Annotated in this window: 20 protein-coding genes; 9 read left to right on the top strand and 11 right to left on the bottom strand. The window is 72.7% G+C overall.

Features of this window, described 5'->3' with window-relative positions:
* Positions 1-287 precede the first annotated feature (287 nt).
* Positions 288-659, top strand: a complete 372-nt coding sequence (locus tag ACIPSE_RS31340; RefSeq protein WP_401669082.1) for a tyrosinase cofactor — start codon at positions 288-290, stop codon at positions 657-659.
* Between the two features lie 31 nt (positions 660-690).
* Complete coding sequence (locus tag ACIPSE_RS31335) at positions 691-1,515, top strand: tyrosinase family protein (RefSeq protein WP_401669079.1); 825 nt, start codon at positions 691-693, stop codon at positions 1,513-1,515.
* Here the strand turns inward: ACIPSE_RS31335 and ACIPSE_RS31330 are convergent, their stop codons facing one another.
* From ACIPSE_RS31330 to ACIPSE_RS31320, 3 genes are all read right to left on the bottom strand, one after another.
* Positions 1,516-2,226, bottom strand: a complete 711-nt coding sequence (locus ACIPSE_RS31330) for a ribonuclease H (protein ID WP_401669076.1) — start codon at positions 2,224-2,226, stop codon at positions 1,516-1,518.
* A gap of 59 nt (positions 2,227-2,285) precedes the next feature.
* Positions 2,286-3,080 carry a VOC family protein gene (locus ACIPSE_RS31325; RefSeq protein WP_401669073.1) on the bottom strand — a complete coding sequence of 265 codons (795 nt, stop codon included), beginning with the start codon at positions 3,078-3,080 and terminating at the stop codon, positions 2,286-2,288.
* A gap of 111 nt (positions 3,081-3,191) precedes the next feature.
* Positions 3,192-3,590: an STAS domain-containing protein gene (locus ACIPSE_RS31320; protein WP_401669071.1), complete on the bottom strand. Its 399-nt coding sequence runs from the start codon at positions 3,588-3,590 to the stop codon at positions 3,192-3,194.
* A gap of 236 nt (positions 3,591-3,826) precedes the next feature.
* Between ACIPSE_RS31320 and ACIPSE_RS31315 the strand changes: the two genes are divergently transcribed.
* The 3 genes from ACIPSE_RS31315 to ACIPSE_RS31305 all read left to right on the top strand — a co-directional run bounded on the left by ACIPSE_RS31315 (position 3,827) and on the right by ACIPSE_RS31305 (position 7,162).
* Entirely contained in the window at positions 3,827-4,504 is a 678-nt protein-coding gene (locus tag ACIPSE_RS31315) for a response regulator transcription factor (protein ID WP_401669068.1), read from the top strand.
* A gap of 17 nt (positions 4,505-4,521) precedes the next feature.
* Positions 4,522-6,183: an ATP-binding protein gene (locus tag ACIPSE_RS31310; RefSeq protein ID WP_401669066.1), complete on the top strand. Its 1,662-nt coding sequence runs from the start codon at positions 4,522-4,524 to the stop codon at positions 6,181-6,183.
* Positions 6,184-6,262: 79 nt separating this feature from the next.
* Entirely contained in the window at positions 6,263-7,162 is a 900-nt protein-coding gene (locus tag ACIPSE_RS31305; RefSeq protein WP_401669063.1) for an SGNH/GDSL hydrolase family protein, read from the top strand.
* A gap of 9 nt (positions 7,163-7,171) precedes the next feature.
* Here ACIPSE_RS31305 and ACIPSE_RS31300 read toward each other — a convergent pair whose 3' ends face one another.
* Entirely contained in the window at positions 7,172-7,651 is a 480-nt protein-coding gene (locus tag ACIPSE_RS31300; RefSeq protein WP_401669061.1) for a VOC family protein, read from the bottom strand.
* A 215-nt stretch (positions 7,652-7,866) separates the two neighbouring features.
* Here ACIPSE_RS31300 and ACIPSE_RS31295 point away from each other — a divergent pair, with 215 nt between their 5' ends.
* Positions 7,867-8,505 carry a ClpP family protease gene (locus ACIPSE_RS31295; RefSeq protein ID WP_401669059.1) on the top strand — a complete coding sequence of 213 codons (639 nt, stop codon included), beginning with the start codon at positions 7,867-7,869 and terminating at the stop codon, positions 8,503-8,505.
* Between the two features lies 1 nt (position 8,506).
* Positions 8,507-9,109 (top strand): ClpP family protease, encoded by a 603-nt coding sequence (locus ACIPSE_RS31290; RefSeq protein ID WP_401669057.1) that lies wholly within the window; start codon positions 8,507-8,509, stop codon positions 9,107-9,109.
* 21 nt (positions 9,110-9,130) lie between these two features.
* On the opposite strand, the gene ACIPSE_RS31285 is transcribed toward ACIPSE_RS31290, so the two are convergent.
* A complete protein-coding gene (locus tag ACIPSE_RS31285) occupies positions 9,131-9,499 on the bottom strand; it encodes a helix-turn-helix domain-containing protein (protein WP_401669055.1) in 369 nt (122 codons plus the stop codon).
* Between the two features lie 211 nt (positions 9,500-9,710).
* Between ACIPSE_RS31285 and ACIPSE_RS31280 the strand changes: the two genes are divergently transcribed.
* Complete coding sequence (locus ACIPSE_RS31280; protein WP_401669053.1) at positions 9,711-10,598, top strand: RNA polymerase sigma factor SigF; 888 nt, start codon at positions 9,711-9,713, stop codon at positions 10,596-10,598.
* Between the two features lie 48 nt (positions 10,599-10,646).
* Here ACIPSE_RS31280 and ACIPSE_RS31275 read toward each other — a convergent pair whose 3' ends face one another.
* Complete coding sequence (locus tag ACIPSE_RS31275) at positions 10,647-11,105, bottom strand: ATP-binding protein (protein ID WP_401669050.1); 459 nt, start codon at positions 11,103-11,105, stop codon at positions 10,647-10,649.
* Positions 11,106-11,202: 97 nt separating this feature from the next.
* Positions 11,203-12,495 carry a DUF6777 domain-containing protein gene (locus ACIPSE_RS31270; protein ID WP_401669047.1) on the bottom strand — a complete coding sequence of 431 codons (1,293 nt, stop codon included), beginning with the start codon at positions 12,493-12,495 and terminating at the stop codon, positions 11,203-11,205.
* Between the two features lie 172 nt (positions 12,496-12,667).
* Between ACIPSE_RS31270 and ACIPSE_RS31265 the strand changes: the two genes are divergently transcribed.
* Complete coding sequence (locus ACIPSE_RS31265) at positions 12,668-13,921, top strand: streptophobe family protein (RefSeq protein ID WP_401669045.1); 1,254 nt, start codon at positions 12,668-12,670, stop codon at positions 13,919-13,921.
* A 234-nt stretch (positions 13,922-14,155) separates the two neighbouring features.
* Here ACIPSE_RS31265 and ACIPSE_RS31260 read toward each other — a convergent pair whose 3' ends face one another.
* The 4 genes from ACIPSE_RS31260 to ACIPSE_RS31245 form a co-directional block, all read right to left on the bottom strand.
* The gene (locus ACIPSE_RS31260) at positions 14,156-15,115 is read right to left on the bottom strand and encodes a serine/threonine-protein kinase (RefSeq protein WP_401669043.1); all 960 of its coding nucleotides are present in this window, start codon (positions 15,113-15,115) and stop codon (positions 14,156-14,158) included.
* The gene (locus tag ACIPSE_RS31255) at positions 15,105-15,656 is read right to left on the bottom strand and encodes a hypothetical protein (protein ID WP_401669041.1); all 552 of its coding nucleotides are present in this window, start codon (positions 15,654-15,656) and stop codon (positions 15,105-15,107) included. The genes ACIPSE_RS31260 and ACIPSE_RS31255 overlap by 11 nt, the downstream gene beginning before the upstream one ends.
* Positions 15,657-15,668: 12 nt before the next feature.
* Positions 15,669-17,993 carry an FHA domain-containing protein gene (locus ACIPSE_RS31250; RefSeq protein ID WP_401669039.1) on the bottom strand — a complete coding sequence of 775 codons (2,325 nt, stop codon included), beginning with the start codon at positions 17,991-17,993 and terminating at the stop codon, positions 15,669-15,671.
* A 65-nt stretch (positions 17,994-18,058) separates the two neighbouring features.
* On the bottom strand, positions 18,059-18,469 hold the full coding sequence (locus tag ACIPSE_RS31245) for a hypothetical protein (RefSeq protein ID WP_401669036.1): 411 nt from the start codon (positions 18,467-18,469) through the stop codon (positions 18,059-18,061).
* Positions 18,470-18,662: the final 193 nt, after the last annotated feature.

The raw sequence follows: 18,662 nt of genomic DNA, 5'->3' as shown, positions 1-18,662 counted from the left end.
CTCAAAGCGGTCATTTGACGACGCAGGGTAGCAGGGCGTTTGCGCCACTTTCTCCGGGTGAGGCAGGTCACCGGCGACGCGCCCGCGCGCGAGATCCCTCGCGGATCACACGTCCCGACAGGAGGAATTCCCTCGTCCGGGGGTCCGGCGCCACCCCCGACAGCAAGATCATCTTCCTTCAACATTGCACTACATATGGGCGATTGTCCTGATCGCGGCCAACCGGTCGCGCACCCCTCGGCCGGGTGGATAGGCATGCCGGGTCATCGGCACCCGAAAGGACTCCCATGCCCGAACCGACCCGGCGCCACGCCCTCGCCGCCGCGGCGGCCGTCGCCGCCACCGTCACGCTCGCCCCGCGGGCGCAGGCGCGGACACCTGAGCACCACTCCCCCGCCCACGCCTCCCCCGACGCGTTCGACGAGGTCTACAAGGGCCGCCGGATACAGGGCCGTCCGGCGGCCGGCGGCGGCCATCACCACGGCGCCGGATTCACCGTCCTCGTCGACGGGGCCGAGCTGCACGTGATGCGCAACGCCGACGGCACCTGGATCAGCGTCGTCAGCCACTACGACCCGGTGCCCACGCCGAGAGCCGCCGCCCGGGCCGCGGTCGACGAACTGCGCGGCGCGCGGCTCGTCCCGTTCCCGGCCAACTGACCATCCCCGCACGGACTCCGGAGCACCGCACATGACCGTCCGCAAGAACCAGGCGAGCCTCAGCGCCGACGAGAAGCGGCGTTTCGTCGCCGCCGTCCTGGAGCTCAAACGCACCGGCCGCTACGACGCGTTCGTCACCACGCACAACGCCTTCATCATGTCCGACACCGACAACGGCGCGCGCACGGGCCACCGTTCGCCCTCCTTCCTGCCCTGGCACCGCAGATACCTGCTGGAGTTCGAGCGGGCGCTCCAGTCGGTGGACGCCTCGGTCGCGCTGCCGTACTGGGACTGGTCCACGGACCGCTCGCCGCGCGCCTCGCTGTGGGCGCCGGACTTCCTCGGCGGCACCGGGCGCAGCCGGGACGGGCAGGTGACGGACGGCCCGTTCGCCGCGTCGGCGGGCAACTGGCCGGTCACGGTCCGCGTGGACGGCCGCACGTTCCTGCGCCGCTCCCTCGGCGGGTCCGGGCGGGAGCTGCCGACCCGGGCCGAGGTCGACTCGGTGCTGGCCATGGCGACCTACGACATGCCGCCCTGGAACAGCGCCTCGGACGGCTTCCGCAACCATCTGGAGGGCTGGCGCGGGGTCAATCTGCACAACCGGGTGCATGTCTGGGTGGGCGGGCAGATGGCCACCGGGGTCTCCCCCAACGACCCGGTGTTCTGGCTGCACCACGCCTACGTCGACAAGCTGTGGGCCCGGTGGCAGCGCCTGCATCCCGGCTCGGCGTACCTCCCGGCCGCCGGGACACCGGACGTCGTCGATCTCGGCGAGACGATGAGGCCGTGGAACGACAGCCGCCCGGCGGACCTGCTGGACCACCGGGCGCACTACACGTTCGACACCGACTGATCAGGCCGTACGGCACTCCGGGTGGCCCCAGCCCTGGTCGTTCTTGGCGATGGGCTCGCCCGCGGCGTAGGGACGGCCGCACAGGCAGCGCCCGGGGAACTTGGCCTTGATGGTCCGCGAGGACGACGCCCCCTTGGCCGAGCCGGCCGAACCGCCGCCGCGGCCACCGGACTTGGCACGGGCGGGGCGGGAGGCCCTGGGGGTGTCGGGCGAGGGCGGCGGGACGGGGGAACCCAGTTCGCTGCCCGCGGCCTCCTGCACGACGGCGGCCTGGCTGGCGGCGCGGTCCGCGAAGTCGTTGAGCGGGTCGCCGTCGACCTGGTGGGCCGGGACGTACCGGAAGTCGACCTGACGCCCGCCGAGCAGCTCGTCGATGCGGACGACCAGGTCCTGGTTGGCGACCGGCTTGCCCGCGGCCGTCTTCCAGCCGTTGCGCTTCCAGCCGGGCAGCCAGGTGGTGACGGCCTTCATGGCGTACTGGGAGTCCATCCGGACCTCCAGCGGCACCTCCGGGTCGGTCGCCGTCAACAGGCGCTCCAACGCGGTCAGTTCGGCGACGTTGTTGGTGGCGCGGCCGAGCGGCCCGGCCTCCCACTGGGTCGGGGTCTCACTGTCGTCGGCGACGACCCAGGCCCATCCGGCCGGTCCGGGGTTTCCCTTCGAAGCGCCGTCGCAAGCGGCCACCACACGTTCACGCATGGCCTCGATCATGCCACGGCCCGGCCGGTCGCCCGGCCGGGCCGTCGGACACCGGGCGTCCGGTGCCGGGGTCAGGCGTCGCCCATCGGGGGCATCTCGCCCTCGGTGGTCGTCAGGTCGATCACCGAGAAGCTCGCGCCCTGCGGGTCGCTGAGCGCGGCGAACCGGCCGAAAGGGCTGTCCATCGGCCCGAAGCGCAGGACGCCGCCGAGCTTGGTGGCCTTGGCGACGGCCTCGTCGCAGTCGGCGACGGCGAAGTAGACGTTCACGTAGGCCGGGATCTCGGGCGGGAACTCCTCGCCCATCCGCATCCGGCCCAGCACCGGGTTCTCGCCGACGGAGTAGACCCGGAAGTCCATCGTCTCGTCCTGCATCTGCTGCGAGCGGTAGGGGAAGACCGCCGGGAAGAACCCGTCCGACGCCCCGGGGTCACGGGTGAAGACCTCCGCCCACGCGAACGCGCCGGGCCGCGCGACCGCCTCGAAGCCCTCGTGGACCCCGGCCTGCCAGATGCCGAAGACGGCGCCGCTCGGGTCGCGGGCCAGGCACATCGTGCCGAAGTCGCCGACCGCCATCGGCTCCATCAGCACCTCGCCCCCGTGCTCGCGGACCTTGGCGGCGGTCGCGGCGGCGTCCGGGCTGGCCAGATACAGGCACCACTGCGACATGCCCTCCTGCCCGGGCATGGGCGGTACGACGGCGGCGACCGCCTTCCCGTCCGCGTAGGCCTGCGTGTAGTTGCCGTACTCCGACGACGACTCGCCGAAGGTCCAGCCGAGGACGTCGCCGTAGAAGCTCTTCGCCCCCTCGACGTCGCTGAACATCGCGTCGGCCCAGCAGGGGGTTCCCTCAGGTTGTACCGCCATGACCGCGGCCCTCTCCGGTTCGGTGACTGCTCCGGTTCCTCTCACGCTAGCCACCCCCGCGCGGGGCCGCACCCGCACGCGCGCACCGGTCCTCAGCGGGCCGGGGCGCCGTCAGCCGGCCGGGGCGCCGAGCCGGGTCACCGCCTCCGCGAGGGTCGCCACCGGGTTCAGCGTCGCGAGGCTGCCGTGCGCGCGCAGCAGGCGCAGTCGGCCGGTGTCACACACAAGGGCGAATCCCGGCCCCGCCTCGATGACGCGCCGCCGGAACCGCAGCAGCACGCCGAGGCCCGCCGAGTCGAGGAAGGAGACCGGCCGGACGTCGACGACGTAGGCCGGGGCGGGGCGGGTGAGGACGGTGTCCAGCCACAGGCTCAGCGGGAGGGCGCTCGCGAGGTCGAGGTCGCCACGCAGTTCGGCGATGAGCAGGCCGTTCGCCGTGCGGAGCAGCGCGTGCCCGCCGGTCGCCGAGCGGGTGTCCGGGCCTGCCGGCCCCAGGTCGTTCTCGTGCACGCAGTCCGTTCCGTTCCGTGCCTCGCCGCACACACCCGGGGCCCTGGTTCCGGCGCGGGCGCGTGCGGCGACGACGTCATCCCCGCACCGCACGCGCTCGCGCCGGAACTCCCCCTGGGCGGCTCCCCCTTGAACCGTGGGCAATTACTGTTCTACCTTCGCCACATGGTCGGGGCATCAACGCCCGCTCACCGGTTGCACAACGAGCGGAAGGCAGTTGGGCCAGGTGATGCGGCATGCGCCCACACCTCGCCCTGATCGAGGACGACCCGGACTTCGCACTGATGTGCCGTTCGTTCCTGGAGCGCGAGGGATTCATGGTCACCTGGGCCATGGACGCCCGGGCCGGGAAGTCCGTCCTGCACGAGGGCGGCATCGACCTCGCCGTGCTCGACCTGGGACTCCCCGACGGCAGCGGGCTGGAGCTGCTGCGCGCGCTGCGCTCCACGAGCCGGCTGCCCGTCGTCGTCATCACCGGCCGGGGAACCGAGGCCGAACGCGTCGCGGGGCTGGAGATCGGCGCCGACGACTATCTCGTCAAGCCCTTCTCGCAGCGGGAGCTGGTGGCCCGTATCCGGGCCGTGCTGCGCCGCTCCCAGCCGCCGGAGGCACCCGTCGTGCTCCGGGTCGGCTCGCTGCGCGTCGACACGGGAGCCCGCCAGGCGGCCTCCGACGACGGCTGGCCGATCCCGCTGCGGCCCAAGGAGTACGCCCTGCTGGAACTGCTGGCCGCCGCGCCCGGCCGGGTCTTCTCCGCCGAGCAGCTGCTGGAGCGGATCTGGGGCGCCGCCTGGCAGCAGCCCGCGACCGTCGTCGAACACGTGTACAGGCTGCGCGGCAAGCTCGCCCTGCTGCCCTCGCCCGCCCCGCGGATCACCACCGTGCGCGGGTACGGGTACCGCCTGGACCCATAGCCTCCCGGAGAGCCGCCATGTCCCTGGACGCCCCGGACTTCCGGCGCCTGTTCGACGCCGCCCTGTCCCCGCTGCTGGTCCTCACCACCGACTTCACCATCGTCGAGGTCAACCGCGCCTATCTGACGGCCACCCGCACCGAGCGCTCGATCGTCGGCCGTCCGGTCTTCGACGTGTTCCCCGACAACCCGGGCGATCCCTCCGCGGACGGGGTGTCCAATCTGCGCCGTTCGCTGGAGGCGGTCGTGGCCACCGGCCGTACGGACACCATGGCCCTCCAGCGGTACGACATCCCGGCGGAGGAGGGCGGCTTCAGCGAGCGCTACTGGAGCCCGGTGAACACACCGGTCCTGGACGCCGACGGACGGGTGAGCCACATCATCCACCGGGTCGAGGACGTCACGGAGTTCGTGCACGCGCGTCACGTGGGCCGGGAGCAGCGGCGGGCCGCCGCCGAGGCGGAGATGCGCGCGGAGGGCATGGAGATCGACCTGTTCGTGCGGGCCCGGGAGATCCGCGAGGTCAACGAGCAGCTGGGCCGGGCGAACATCGAGCTCGACGCGGCGGGGCGCAGTCTGCGGGAGGAGCAGCAGGCGAAGGACCGGTTCATCGCCACGCTCTCGCACGAGCTGCGCAATCCGCTCGCGGCGGCGACCGCGGCCACCGAGCTGCTGTCGCTGGACCTGCCCGGCGGGCATCCGGCGCTGTCCGTGCTCGAACGCCAGCTGGGCGTCCTGGTGCGGATGAGCAACGATCTGCTGGACGGGACGCGGGCGCTGACCGGGCGCCTGGAGCTGGTCCGTGAGCGGGTGGACGTACGGTCCGTGGTCGAGGGTGCGTGCGCCGACTTCCGGAAGCTGTTCGGGCACGAGGACCGCCGGCTGGAGGTCCGGCTGCCCGGGGAGCCGGTGCCGGTGGACGGGGACCGGCTGCGGCTGGCGCAGGTCCTGACGAACCTGCTGTCGAACGCCCTGAAGTACACGCCGCCCGGCGGGCGCACGGAGGTCGTGCTGGACGTCGTCGGGAACGAGGCGCGGCTGCGGGTCCGCGACGACGGCATCGGCTTCCCGGCCGACCAGGCCGAGGCGATCTTCGGGGTGTTCATGCGGGCCGCCCCCGCCGGGCCCGACACCCCGGAGGGCCTGGGCCTGGGCCTGGCGGTCGCGCGGACGGTGGTGGGGCTGCACGCGGGCCGCGTCGGCGCGCGCAGCGAGGGTCCGGGCCGCGGCGCGGAGTTCACGGTGCTGCTGCCGCTCGCCGATCCGGGACGGCCGGAACCCTCGCGGCCCGTGGCGGTCCGTCCGGCGCGCCGGCAGCTCTCCATCCTCATCGTCGAGGACAACGCGGACCTGGCCCTCACCTACCGCACGCTCCTCCAGCGTCAGGGGCACCACGTCACGGCGGTGCACACCGGCGCCGACGCGCTCACCGCCACCGAGGGGCACCTCTTCGACGTCGTCCTGTGCGATCTCGGGCTGCCGGACATCGACGGCTACACGGTCGCCCGCACGGTCCGGTCCCGGCCGCACGGCGACGGGCTGCGGCTGATCGCCGTGTCCGGTTTCAGCCAGGGCATGGACCGGACGCGGTCCACGCGGGCCGGGTTCGACGCGCACCTGGCCAAGCCGCTCCCGCTGAACGACCTCGTCGAGCTGCTGGAACGCTTCGACGAGGGGTGACCGACACTCGCCTTCCGCGCGCCGTGGGGCTGTGCTTGCCTGGGGAGCCGTTTTCGGTGTCCGAGGCGGGAGTCGGCTCATGCGGAAGCCGTGGATCGTGGGACTGTTGCTGGCCGGAGCGCTGCTCGGCGCGTGCTCCGACCCGGCGTCAGGACCCGAGTCCGCCCCGCCCTCCTTCACCCCGGGCGTCTCACCGGCCACGACGCACCAGCGGGCGCCGGCCAGCCCCGGTGCCACCGCGAAGGCGCCCGTGGTGCTGTACCTCGGGGACTCGCTCGCGATGGAGGCCCAGAACGTCGTCGGTGAGGAACTGCGCCGGGACCTGAAGGCGGCGTACACGAGCCGGCCGTACTCCGGGACGACGGTCTGCGACTACCTGGAGGGCACCGGCGCGAAGTCGCTGGTGCCGGACCGGGACAAGGCGGCGGCGCTGGTGCGCGCGCTGCGCCCGGACTTCGTGGTGCTCCAGTTCTGGGGCAACGCGTGGGGCTACACCTGGTGCATGGACGGGATCACGCACGCGGAGGACCCGGACACCTATTTCGAGCGGTACCGGGCCGACATGGCGCGGCTGACCCGGCAGATCGAGACGGCGGGCGGCGCCGCCCGGCCCCGGATCGTCTGGGTCTCGCAGGGGCCGGACCCGATCACCCCCGACCGGGTCCGGCGCGTCAACACGCTGTACGAGCAGCAGGCCGCCGCCTCCGGGGACCTGGTGGCCGACGCGGGCGCCAGGGTGAGCCCCGCCGGGGCCCGGTACACCTGGGCCCAGTACGTCCCCTGCACCACGTACGAGCGGGAGCACGCGGGGTACTGCACGCAGACCCTGCGCAACCGCACCGCCCTGCATCTCGACAAGGACTATCTGCACTTCTGCCTGGCGCCGACGACGTCGACCCCCAAGCCGTGCCCGGTGCGCTCGCCCGGCATCCTGCGGATCGCGCGGGAGATCGCCCGCGCGGTCGGCGGGGCCGGCTGAGCGGCGGGCTCACTCCCCCGCGTAGGCCTTCTCCAGGGCCGCGAGGTCGAACTTGTGCATCGCCATGAACGCGGCGGTGACCCGGGAGACCTTCTCCGGGTCCGGGTCGCTGATCATCGACTGGAGGCGGTCCGGGACGACCTGCCAGGAGACGCCGAAGCGGTCCTTGAGCCAGCCGCAGGGGCCGGGCTCGCCGCCCTCGGTGAGCCTGCTCCAGTAGTGGTCGATCTCCTCCTGGTCCGCGCAGAAGATCATGAAGGAGGTGGCCTCGGTGAACGTGAACTCGGGACCGCCGTTGAGCGCGAGGAACCGGTGGCCGTTGGCCGTGAACTCGACGGTCATGACCGTGCCGGCGGGCTGCATCGAGCCCTCCGGGTAGCGGACGACCTGGCCGATGCCGGAGTCCTTGAAGACGGAGACGTAGAAGTGTGCGGCCTCCTCGCCCTGGCCGTCGAACCAGAGACAAGTGGTGAAGCCGGTGCCGGCCATGGGGTACCTCCCGGGACGTGGACTGCGGTCATGGATGTCGACCGATCCCTGCCCCGGAACTCATCGGTCGGTCCCGGATCGGTCCGTGGACCGACCCGGACGGCCGCTCTGCCCGTGGCGAATCTGCCACGGGCAGAGAAATCCCCGGGGCGTGCCCCGCGCGGCCGACAGTGGTGGGGACGGGAGATCAGGACCATCACGAGGGGACAGCACCCATGACTCCATCCACCGCCTTCGCGCCCCGGGCCGAGGAGGGCGACACCGCGCCGAGCCGGTTCGACGACCAGCTCGCCGCCCAGCTGCTCGGGCAGCGGATCGTCGTCCTCGGCACGCAGGTCGACGAGGTCTCCGCGAACCGGGTCTGCTCGCAGCTGCTGATCCTGTCGGCCGAGGACCCGCGCACCGACATCAGCCTGTACATCAACAGCCCCGGCGGCTCGGTCTACGCGGGCCTCGCCATCTACGACACGATGCGGCTCGTCCCCAACGACGTGTCGACGCTCGCCATGGGCTTCGCCGCGAGCATGGGCCAGTTCCTGCTCTGCGGCGGCGCGCCCGGCAAGCGGTACGCCCTGCCGAACGCGCGGATCATGATGCACCAGGGGTCGGCGGGCATCGGCGGCACCACCGCCGACATCGAGATCCAGGCGGAGAACCTGGACCACAGCAAGCACACCATGGAGCGGCTGCTGGCCGAGAACACCGGCCAGACCCCGGAGACGATCGCCCGGGACGGCGACCGCGACCGCTGGTTCACGGCCGAGGAGGCCAGGGAGTACGGCATGGTGGACCAGGTCGTGACGTCGCTCGCCGATGTCCGGCCGGCCGCCTCCAGGCGACGGATGGGGCTGTGACATGGCGAACTACACGATTCCCTACGTCGTCGAGCGGACCGCGCACGGCGAGCGTTCCTCGGACGTCTTCAGCCGGCTGCTCTCGGAGCGGATCATCTTCCTGGGCACCGAGATCGACGACGGTGTCGCCAACGTCGTCATCGCGCAACTGCTGCATCTGGAGTCGTCGGCCCCGGAGCACGAGATCGCGATCTACATCAACTCCCCCGGCGGCTCGTTCACCTCGCTCATGGCGATCTACGACACGATGACGTACGTGCAGGCGCCGATCTCCACGTTCTGCGTCGGCCAGGCGGCGTCCACGGCGGCGGTGCTGCTGGCGGGCGGCGATCCGGGGCGGCGGTCGGTGCTGGAGCACGCGCGCGTGCTGCTCGGCCAGCCGGCGAGCGGGGGCAGCCGGGGCTCGATCTCCGATCTCGCCGTGCAGGCCAAGGAGATGGTCCGGATCCGCTCCCAGGTCGAGGAGGTGCTGTCCCGGCACACCGGTCGCGACGCGGCGGCCCTGCGCGCGGACATGGACCGCGACAAGGTGTTCACCGCCGAGGAGGCGGTGGCGTACGGGCTGGCCGACGAGGTGGTCACCCGGCGCCTGCTGACGGTGTGAGGCGCCGGGCCGGCTCCCGGCTCAGGCGGCCAGGCACATCCCGTCGTACGACGAGCCGGGCGCCCTGCGGCCCGCGGCGGCCGTCCGGCTGCTGAGCCGCACCAGCTCGCCCTGGGCCCGCGCCAGCAGGTCCCCGAGCCCGAGTCCGAGGGCGTGGGCGGCGGCCGCGAGAACCTCCGAGGAAGCCTCCTTGCGGCCCCGCTCCACCTCCGACAGATAGGGCATGGAGATCCGGGCGGCGTCGGCGACGTCCTTGAGGGTCCGCTCCTGGTCGAGCCGCTCCTGGCGCAGGACGTCACCCACCAGGTCCCGCCACAGCGGTTCCTTGGGTGCCCGCGGGGCCGGGCGCAGCGGGATCACACGGGCTCGGTTCGGCGCTTGTTCGCTCACCTTCCCAGCCTAGGAGCCTCGCGCGGGGAGGGAAGGGAGCGGCGTTGCGCCCTGGGTGAATTCCGGGAGGGGCCCGCGGACGGGGAGTTGGGCGACGGCCCGGAAAGGTGACCAAGAACAGGGAGGCATGCGACGGGTCAACGCGGGTACGCGAGGAGAGAAGACGGCCCGCGGACAACCCCGCGGGCCGAGCCTGGACTTGGGAGAGGCAATGGACAGCGCCGTGATCGGTTCGAAGGCTGAGGTCGTCGAGAAGACCGCGGAGAGCAGCCCCGGTGGCGGGTCGCTGCCCGGCGTGGAGGACCCGCGGAGCGTCGCGCCGCGTGACGCGCGAGCCCTGTCGCGTCAGTTCTTCCAGCGTCTGACCGAGCTCGAGGAAGGCACGCACGAATACCAGTACGCGCGCAACACGCTCATCGAGATGAACATGTCCCTCGTGCGGTTCGCCGCGGGCCGCTTCCGCGGTCGCGGGGACGACATGGAGGACATCGTCCAGACCGGCATGATCGGCCTGATCAAGGCCATCGACCGGTTCGAGCTGGCGCGTGAGGTGGAGTTCACGTCCTTCGCGCTGCCGTACATCGTCGGTGAGATCAAGCGGTTCTTCCGTGACACCACCTGGGCCGTGCACGTCCCCAGGCGTCTTCAGGAACTGCGGGTCGAGCTGGCCAAGGCGCGCGAGGAGCTGGCCAGCAGGCTGGACCGGGAACCGACGGTCGCCGAGCTGGCCACACTGATGAACATCTCCGAGAGCGAGGTCGTGGAGGGCCAGATCGCCTCCAACGGCTACAACTCCTCGTCGCTGGACGCCGCGCTGACCGGGGACGGCCCGGAGAGCGGTGAGTCGGTGCTCGCCGACTTCATCGGGGTCGAGGAGGAGGGGCTCCGGCTGGTCGAGGACTTCCAGTCGCTGGCCCCGCTGATGGCCGAACTCAGCGACCGCGACCGGGAGATCATCCATCTGCGGTTCGTGGAGGAGGCCACCCAGGCGGAGATCGGGGAGCGGCTGGGCTGCTCCCAGATGCATGTCTCGCGGCTGATCAAGCGGATCATCACGCGGCTGCGCGAGGGCATGCTGGGCGAGCTGGGCTGCGCCTGACCCCGAGCGGTGACGGACTGACCGCCGGAACGCCTCGCGTTCCGGCGGTCAGTCCGTCGTGCTGAGCCTGAGGACGGCCCTGACCCGCTTGCCGACGGGCACCCGCTCCGCGGTGACCTCGCTCGCGAGGGCGTGCACGATCTCCAGGCCGTGCCGCCCTATCCGCTCCGGGTCCTTGGGGAAGCGCAGCGGCAGCGCCGCGCTGCTGTCGTAGACGGAGACGGTCACGGCGGAGTCCGTGCCCTCCAGGTCCAGGATGTAGGGCCCGTTGCTGTGCCGCTCCGCGTTGGTGACCAGTTCGCTGACGACGAGGAGCACCTCTTCGTCGGCGCGGGTGTCGATGGGCGCGCACCACTCGGTGCGCAGCTGGTGCAGGAAGTGCGCGGCGAAGTTCCGCGCCTCGGCGATGCATCCCGGTTCGCCGGTGTAGTGGGCGGCCCGCCGGAGTGGGTCCACGGGCACGTCGAAACCAGTGGGTATCACTGCCTCGTCCAGGTGTTCGATCATGCGTTTCTCTCTCGGAAGCCGGACTGGCCGGACCCTTGTTGCACCAGTGCTCGTACCCCGAGCGCGGCCGGACAGTCCCCTTGCCGGGTCGTGTCGGTCACACGCCGGGCGTCGTCACGGACGACTCGGGCGCACTGTACGACTCCGGAGCGGACGCCGTGGTTGTATCCGGCTGGGACGGGACCTGTGGGGCGGACGAGTCTGCGGAGGGCTGTTCCTGCTCGGTCGTCTCCGGTGCCGACGTGGTCTCCGGTGCGGGTGTGGTCTCCGGTTCGGTGCTCGTCGGGGGTTCGGAGCTGGGCGTGATCGTGGACGGGGCGGTGGAGGTCGGCGGGCAGGGGGTGCCGGGGCCGCCGGTCGGCGTGCCGGTGCCCGTCGAGACGCAGGGCGAGGGGGACGGCGAGGACGACGGAGAGGTCGGCGCGGTCGGTGTGATGAGGCTCGGCGACGGGGTGGGGTGGGCCGGCGGCTTCGTCGGCTCGTCCTTGTGCCCGGTGTCGCCGCGGTGCCGGGCGATCCAGCCGTCGGAGTCGTGGTCGTAGATCACGAAGACGTTGATCACGGTGACCGACGGGGAGACCACGACGACGTTCGCGGGCCGGTACGCGGGCCAGGTGTCGCCCGTCTGCCGGGGCGTGCTCTGCTGGGCGACCGGCGGGGTCAGCGGGTTGCCGCAGGCGCAGCGGACCCGGGGCACGCCGCGGTCGTCCACCAGGACGGCGGTGCCGGTCTGGAGGACGGCCTGGTAGCCGGTGGCGGCGCCGTCGCGGTAGCCGTGGTTGGTGACGCGGGTGTCGGCGCGCAGCTGGACCGGGGTGAGGCCGCGCAGATAGGCCGGGACGGCGGAGGGCTGGATGCCCTCGACGGAGGCGAACGCCTGGTTCTTGCCCGGGTCCGCCTGAAGGGCCTTGATCTGGGCCTCCACATCGCAGCTGGAGACGTTGCGGGTGCCGCCGTACAGGCCCGGGGCGCCGCCGTCGACGCCCTGGACGGCGTTGGCGGGCGCCGACTCGGTGGCCGGGGCGGCGGAGGCGGGCGGTGCGGAGCTGTCCTTCGCGGTCGACTCCGTGAAGGGGTCGGGGCCGGTCTTGGACGCGGCCTGGAGGAAGACCTCGCCGCTGCTCGCGGTGTCCGAGGAACTGCCGCCGTCGGAGCGGCTGAGGACGACGGCCAGGATCACGGCGGCCACGACGACCGTGGTGAGCACGGCGACCCGGGGCGCCGACCTCCACCACGGGCGGCGGGGTCCCGGTTCCGGGCCCGGCGAGGAGGCTCCGCCGCTGTTGCCCGGAGGCTGCGAGGGCGGCCCCGAGGGCGGCTGGGAGGGGCCCGACAGCGGACCTGAGGGCGGTCCCGTGGGCCGGCCGGAGGACGGAGGTTCGACACTCACGAGCCCTTCTTCCCGACGTGGGATCCACTCGGCTCTGGTGCGTCTACGCCGCTTATATCCACGTCCTTCCCATTGTGTGCCCCGGTGCGGTGCGGCTCGCAAGCGGACGCGGACGGGACGCGGACGGTCCCCTCCGCAGGCGCCGTCCCCGAGCGCTGCTTAGCGTGGCAGGGTGAGCCCGAGAACCCGCTCCGACCAGGCCATTGCCCCGCACGGCTGGGTGCAGGCCGCCCTCACGGTCCTCGCCGGGCTGCTCGTCATGGGCGTCGTGGCGGCCCTCGGGCTGTGGGCGGCCGGGGCGGCGGACCTGCCCGACGGGGCGTTCCCGCGGGTCGTCGCCGCGACCGTCGTCACCGCGGTCGGCGGCACCGTCGAGCTGTCCGGGAACGCGGGCGGGCTCGCCGACACCCAGGCGGGCCTCACCGTGATCCCGCTGTCCGTCACGCTCGCCGGCGCGCTGACCGTCGCCACCGGTTTCCTGCGTCCGCTGCGGCACCGGGCGGTGGCCGGCGCCGGGGAACTGGCCGGGTGGGCGGCGCGGCTCGCCGTGCTGTGGGTGCTGGGCCTGGTGGCGCTCGCGCTGGGCGCCCGGCAGACGTTCACGCTCTCGCTCGGCGACGGCACGCTGTCCGACCTGGGCGACGCGTTCGGGGTGACCCCCGAGGTCGGTTTCACCACGAACGTCCCGCTGACCCTCCTGTTCGGACTGCTGTGGCTGGCCGGTGTGCTGGTCCTGGCCCTGCTGGTGTCGCGCGGCGCGCCGCTGCCCGCCCGGCTGCTGCGCTTCCAGGCGTCGGTGCGGCCCGCCGCGTACGCGATGGTCCTGCTCCTGCTCGCCTACGTCGTCCTCGGTGTCGTCGTCGGCGTGGTCGTGGCGGCGACCCGGGGGCACGCGGCCGAGACGCTGGCCGTGATCCTGCTCGGTCTGCCGAACGTGGTGTGGCTCGCGCTCACGCTCGGCCTCGGCGCCACCTGGAACGGCCGGGTGGAGGGCCCGTTCGGGCTGCCGATGCCGCATGTGCTGGACGAGGTGCTGCGCTCGAAGGACACCGCCACGCTCGATCTGGGCACCCTCGCCGACTACGACGGCCGCGTGTGGTGGCTCGTCGCCGTGGACGCGGTGCTGCTGCTGGCCGCCGCGTTCGTCATGGCGGCCCGTTCCCCGGCCCGGACACGCGCCTGGCAGCACGCCCTGCACATGGCGGTCGCCCTCGCGCTCACGGTCCTGATGATCTGCCTGGTCGGTCGCATCTCCGCCCACTACGGCCTGTCCGTCCTCGGCATCGGCGACCTCGGCGGCGGCCTGAGCGGCGAGCTGTTCCTCGAACCCGAACTGTGGAGCGCCGTCGGCCTGGCCGCGCTGTGGGGCCTGGTGACCGGTTTCCTGGGCGGCCTGCTGGCCCGCCCGGTACGGCGGCAGGACTAGGAACCCACCACGGTGCGCCACCCCGGACGGCACCGCGGGACACGGACCCGCCCCCGGAACACGGACATTACCCAGGCCGGTGGCCGTCTCACGGCACCGTCCGGGGTGGCGCACGGCGGTGGCGGGCCGGTCGGCGGGGCTGTGCGGCGGACCGTGCCGCACGCCTCTCCGGCGGATCGTGCCGCGGGCGCGAGAGGAGAGCCAAGGCAGGTCCCCGCCTCCCGGGACCCGGCGTCACGGCCCCCGGAACACGGGTCGCGCCCAGGGCGGCGGCTGTCTCACGGTGCCGTCCGGGGTGGCGTACGGCGGTGGGGGTGCGCCGCCGGTCGCGGTGCGGAGGGCGGCGACCAGGTCGAGGCAGGAGTCGTAGCGGTCGTCCGGGCTCTTGGCGAGGCCGCGGGCGAACACGGCGTCGGCCTGGGGCGGAAGGTCGGGCCGGAACTCGGTCAGGGGCGGCGGGGCGTCGTACTGGTGGGCCCAGAGCAGGGCCATGTCGTCGTCGCGGCGGAACGGCGGGCGCCCGGCGAGGGATTCGTAGACGACGCAGGCGAAGCCGTAGACGTCGCAGCGGCCGTCGACGGGCTTGCCGGAGATCTGCTCGGGGGCGACGTAGTCGAGGGTGCCGACGAACTGGCCGACCGTGGTGAAGCCGGTGAGGGACAGGGACTTCTTCGTCAGGCCGAAGTCGGTGAGGTAGACGTGCTCGGGATGGTCGCTGTCGGTGCCCCGGGCGACCAGGATGTTGCCGGGTTTCACGTCCCGGTGGACGAGCCCGTGCTCATGGGCCGCGTCCAGCGCGGAACCCACCTGGGCGGCGATGCGCTGGGCCGCCTCGGGCGTCAACGGGCCCCGGCGGTCCAGGAGATGGCGCAGGTCGCTGCCCTCGACGTAGCGCATGGCGATGTACAGGACGCCGTCCGCCTCGGCGGCCTCGAAGACCGGGACGATGTGCGGATGGTCGATCGCGGCGGCGGCCCGGGACTCGTGCGTGAAGCGGCGGCGGAAGGTGTCGTTGCGGGCGAGTTCGGGGGCGAGGAGCTTGAGGGCGACCGTGCGGTCCAGACGCAGGTCGCGGGCGCGGTAGACGACGGCCATGCCGCCGCGGCCGATCTCCCGCTCGATGCGGTAGCCCGCCACGCGCCGCCCGATCAGTTCGGAGGGGCGGCCGGAGAAGAGGCCGGTGTCACGGGCCATCGGAGGTCACGACCTGGGTGGGGGCGTGCCCGGCGGCGGGGGCGGGTCCGGCGTGCCCGGGTTCCTCGTCGGTGGCGTAGGTGCCGGTGCGGGTGCCGTCCGAGTACACCCAGCGGCCCTGCCGGTCGTCGTAGAGCCACACCGACTCGCCGTCGACGACGATCCCGGCCCGCAGTCCGCGTGTCCGGCCGCGGAAGCCCTCCGCGTCGAGCCCGCCCGCGAGTTCCTCCACGGCCTCCCGGTAGCGGGTCAGGGCGTCGTCGGCGCGGGCCAGCAGGGCGCGCGGGTCGGCGGCCCGGGCCGAGGGGCCGTCGGCGAGGGGCGGGTCCTGGGGGACGGCGACGAGGTAGCGGCCGTCGACCCACGCGGACCAGCCGTTGGCGCACAGCACATGGCCCCAGTCGCCGCGCAGCTCCAGGAGCTGGACGGGGAGCAGCGGGTCCAGGGGCACGGCGGGGCGGGCGGGGTCGGGTGCCTCCCACGCGGGCATGCCGTGCGCGGGGACCACGTGGGTGGGCCGGAAGCCGGGGCTCGTCGTCATGGGGTCCCTTCGTCACGACTTCCTGAGGATCGCCGGTTCGTGCCGCCGCAGCAGCCGGGACACGGCCCAGCCGAAGAGGACCGACAGGACGACGAGCATGCCGACGTTGAGCAGCCACACCCCCGCCGAGTGCCGGAACAGCGGGTCGGAGGTGAGGTCGCCGGGGACGATCCGGGCGAGCCCGACGGTGCCGGCCATCGCGCCGAGCGCCCACCGGGACGGCACCAGCCAGGAGAGCTGCTCCAGGCCGGGCACGCCGTCGAGTTTCAGCAGGGCGCCGCAGAAGACGACCTGGACGATGGCGAGCAGCACCAGCAGCGGCATCGTCACCTCTTCCTTGCGCACCAGTGCCGAGATCAGCAGGCCGAGCATCATCGCCGTGAACGCCAGCAGGGCGACGGCGACGGTGATTTCGACAAGGGGCGGCATCAACACACCCTCGCCGCCGGGGGCGTTGAGATCGACGCCGAGGAGGGCGACCAGGGTGAGGACCACGGCCTGGAGGACGGTGACGGTGCCCAGGACGACGATCTTCGACAGCAGGTACGCCGATCTGGACAGGCCGACGGCTCGTTCGCGCTGGTAGATCGTGCGTTCCTTGACCAGTTCGCGCACCGCGTTGGCGGCGCCGGTGAGGACGCCGCCGACACACAGGATGAGCAGCGCGTTCATCGCCGTCTCCTGGGTGAGCTTGCTGCCCGCGAGCGCGCGGGCCATCGCGCCCATCACGAACGGCAGGGCGGTCATGATGACGAGGAAGGTGCGGTCGGCGCTGAGCGCGGTCGCGTAGCGGCGTACCAGGGTGCCGAGTTGGGCGCCGCGACTGCGGGGTCTGGGCGGCGGGGCGATCACGACCGGGCCCGAACGCGGCACCCGGGGCTGTCCGGTGGCCTCGGCGACGTAGCGGTGGTGGAAGGACGAGGCGCGGAACTCCCCCGCCCAGTCGCGCCCCTGGTCCCGTTCGAACGCCTCGAAGGCCTCGGGCCACTGCTCGTAGCCGAAGTAGCCGAGGGTGTCCTCGGGCGGGCCGTAGTAGGCGATCTTCCCGCCGGGTGCGAGGACGAGGAGCCGGTCGCAGACGTCGAGGCTGAGGACGCTGTGGGTGACGACGATGACGGTGCGGCCGTCGTCGGCGAGGCCGCGCAGCATGTGCATCACCGAGCGGTCCATGCCCGGGTCGAGGCCCGAGGTCGGCTCGTCGAGGAAGAGCAGCGAGGGTTTCGTCAGCAGTTCCAGGGCGACGCTGACGCGTTTGCGCTGGCCGCCGGAGAGGCTGTGCACGGGCTGCTCGGCGCGCTGCTGGAGGCCGAGTTCGGTGATGACCTCCTCGACCCTGGCCTGCCGCTCGGCCTTGGCGGTGTCCTGAGGGAAGCGCAGTTCGGCGGCGTAGGAGAGGGCCGCGCGGACGGTGAGCTGGGCGTGCAGGATGTCGTCCTGGGGCACCAGGCCGATGCGCTGGCGCAGTTCGGCGTAGTCGCGGTAGAGGTCGCGGCCGTCGTACAGGACGGTGCCGTGGTCGGCGGGGCGCTGGCCGGTGAGCGCGCCGAGCAGGGTGGACTTCCCGGCGCCGCTCGGTCCGACGACGGCGAGCAGGCACTTCTCCCCCACCGGGAACGACACGTTCTCCAGCAGGGTCTTGCGGCCGTGGTCGACGGCGACGCCGAGGTCCTGCACGTCGAGCGAGACCTCGCCGGTGTCGACGTACTCCTGGAGCTGGTCGCCGACCAGGCAGTACGCGAAGTGGCCGATGCCGACGACGTCGCCGGGGCCGAGGACGGCCCGGTCGACGGGGGCGCCGTTGAGGAAGGTGCCGTTGTGGCTGCCGAGGTCGACGATCTCGTGCGTCCCGTCGGGGCGGGCGCGCAGCTCGGCGTGCCGGCGGGAGACGACGAGGTCGTCGATGACGAGGTCGTTCTCGGCGGCGCGGCCGATGCGGACGGTACGGGTCGGAATCGGCCGAACCGAGGTCGGCTGACGGAAGGTGCCGGTCAGGCGGGGCATCGAGACGGCCGAGGGGCGCTCCGGCGCGACCAGGACCACGCGGGGGCCGTCGGCGGTACCGAAGTGGATCACGCTGCCGGGGCCGACGTCCCACTCGTGGACGCGGTGGCCGTCGGCGTACGTGCCGTTGGTGCTGTGCTCGTCCTCCAGCGTCCAATGGTCGGCCTCGGGTCGCAGCACCGCGTGGTGCCACGAGACCCGGGCATCGTCGATGACGATGTCGCTCAACGGATCGCGTCCGACGTGGTAGTCGTGGCTCGGACTCATCACCGTCGAGCCCGTGTCGGACTCCAGGACGAGTTCGGGCGCGGTCGGCGCGATCGGCCGCTCCGCCATGCGGGAAATTCTACCGACCCGTCCCGGTACGCGCCTGGCGCGGCGGCCGGCGAGCGGGAGCGGGGTCAGCCGACGGGCATGAACAGGCCCGGGCTCGTCCGCTGCATGCGCAGGGCGTCCACGGACTCGGCGAGGAGTTCGTACTCGGTGGTGTCGTCGTTGGTGGCGATGCGGATGAGCCGCCCGGCCGCCAACTGCTCGGCGACCAGGTCCTGTTGGACGTCGTCCGCGCACCAGGCGCGCAGCACGGAGGGCACGTCGGGGACGGTGGCGGAGACGGGGACGAGGGCGCTCGGGGGGTAGTGCACGGCTTCGGGGTGCGGGTCGAGGCGTTCGGCGATCCAGGAGGCCCGGTCACGCAGCCACCACAGGGCGAGGGCGAGGGTGGGGGCGCGGTAGCTGCCGAGCGGTACGCCGATGCGCTGACCTCCGCAGGTGCCGTAAGCGGTGACATGGCACTGGAATTCGTCGTGCACGTTCACTCCCCCGGTGCGTAGTGCGCCTTGCGGCTTGCCTCGCTTTCGGTGCGGCTCTCGTGCCTGCGTCCCACTGCGTGCCTGCTTTCGCGTCCCGCGGCTCGGTGCGGTGAAGGTGTCCGCGTGTGATCGCGGTCCGTGACGGGGTCTTCGCTGGATGTGAATGCCCTGTACGTTGAGTATGTTCACTACT

This window comes from Streptomyces sp. NPDC090106 (assembly GCF_044747265.1).
GTDB lineage: Bacteria > Actinomycetota > Actinomycetes > Streptomycetales > Streptomycetaceae > Streptomyces.
The sequence above is the reverse complement of the archived record's forward strand: the minus strand, read 5'-3'. Positions and strand labels throughout refer to the sequence as shown.

What these genes read in the sequence shown, in the direction of transcription:
- ACIPSE_RS31340 (WP_401669082.1), top strand. Translation starts at nt 288, where the DNA reads ATGCCCGAACCGACCCGGCGCCACGCCCTCGCCGCCGCGGCGGCCGTC.
- ACIPSE_RS31335 (WP_401669079.1), top strand. Translation starts at nt 691, where the DNA reads ATGACCGTCCGCAAGAACCAGGCGAGCCTCAGCGCCGACGAGAAGCGG.
- ACIPSE_RS31330 (WP_401669076.1), bottom strand. Translation starts at nt 2,226, where the DNA reads ATGATCGAGGCCATGCGTGAACGTGTGGTGGCCGCTTGCGACGGCGCT.
- ACIPSE_RS31325 (WP_401669073.1), bottom strand. Translation starts at nt 3,080, where the DNA reads ATGGCGGTACAACCTGAGGGAACCCCCTGCTGGGCCGACGCGATGTTC.
- ACIPSE_RS31315 (WP_401669068.1), top strand. Translation starts at nt 3,827, where the DNA reads ATGCGCCCACACCTCGCCCTGATCGAGGACGACCCGGACTTCGCACTG.
- ACIPSE_RS31310 (WP_401669066.1), top strand. Translation starts at nt 4,522, where the DNA reads ATGTCCCTGGACGCCCCGGACTTCCGGCGCCTGTTCGACGCCGCCCTG.
- ACIPSE_RS31305 (WP_401669063.1), top strand. Translation starts at nt 6,263, where the DNA reads ATGCGGAAGCCGTGGATCGTGGGACTGTTGCTGGCCGGAGCGCTGCTC.
- ACIPSE_RS31300 (WP_401669061.1), bottom strand. Translation starts at nt 7,651, where the DNA reads ATGGCCGGCACCGGCTTCACCACTTGTCTCTGGTTCGACGGCCAGGGC.
- ACIPSE_RS31295 (WP_401669059.1), top strand. Translation starts at nt 7,867, where the DNA reads ATGACTCCATCCACCGCCTTCGCGCCCCGGGCCGAGGAGGGCGACACC.
- ACIPSE_RS31290 (WP_401669057.1), top strand. Translation starts at nt 8,507, where the DNA reads ATGGCGAACTACACGATTCCCTACGTCGTCGAGCGGACCGCGCACGGC.
- ACIPSE_RS31280 (WP_401669053.1), top strand. Translation starts at nt 9,711, where the DNA reads ATGGACAGCGCCGTGATCGGTTCGAAGGCTGAGGTCGTCGAGAAGACC.
- ACIPSE_RS31275 (WP_401669050.1), bottom strand. Translation starts at nt 11,105, where the DNA reads ATGATCGAACACCTGGACGAGGCAGTGATACCCACTGGTTTCGACGTG.
- ACIPSE_RS31260 (WP_401669043.1), bottom strand. Translation starts at nt 15,115, where the DNA reads ATGGCCCGTGACACCGGCCTCTTCTCCGGCCGCCCCTCCGAACTGATC.
- ACIPSE_RS31255 (WP_401669041.1), bottom strand. Translation starts at nt 15,656, where the DNA reads ATGACGACGAGCCCCGGCTTCCGGCCCACCCACGTGGTCCCCGCGCAC.
- ACIPSE_RS31250 (WP_401669039.1), bottom strand. Translation starts at nt 17,993, where the DNA reads ATGGCGGAGCGGCCGATCGCGCCGACCGCGCCCGAACTCGTCCTGGAG.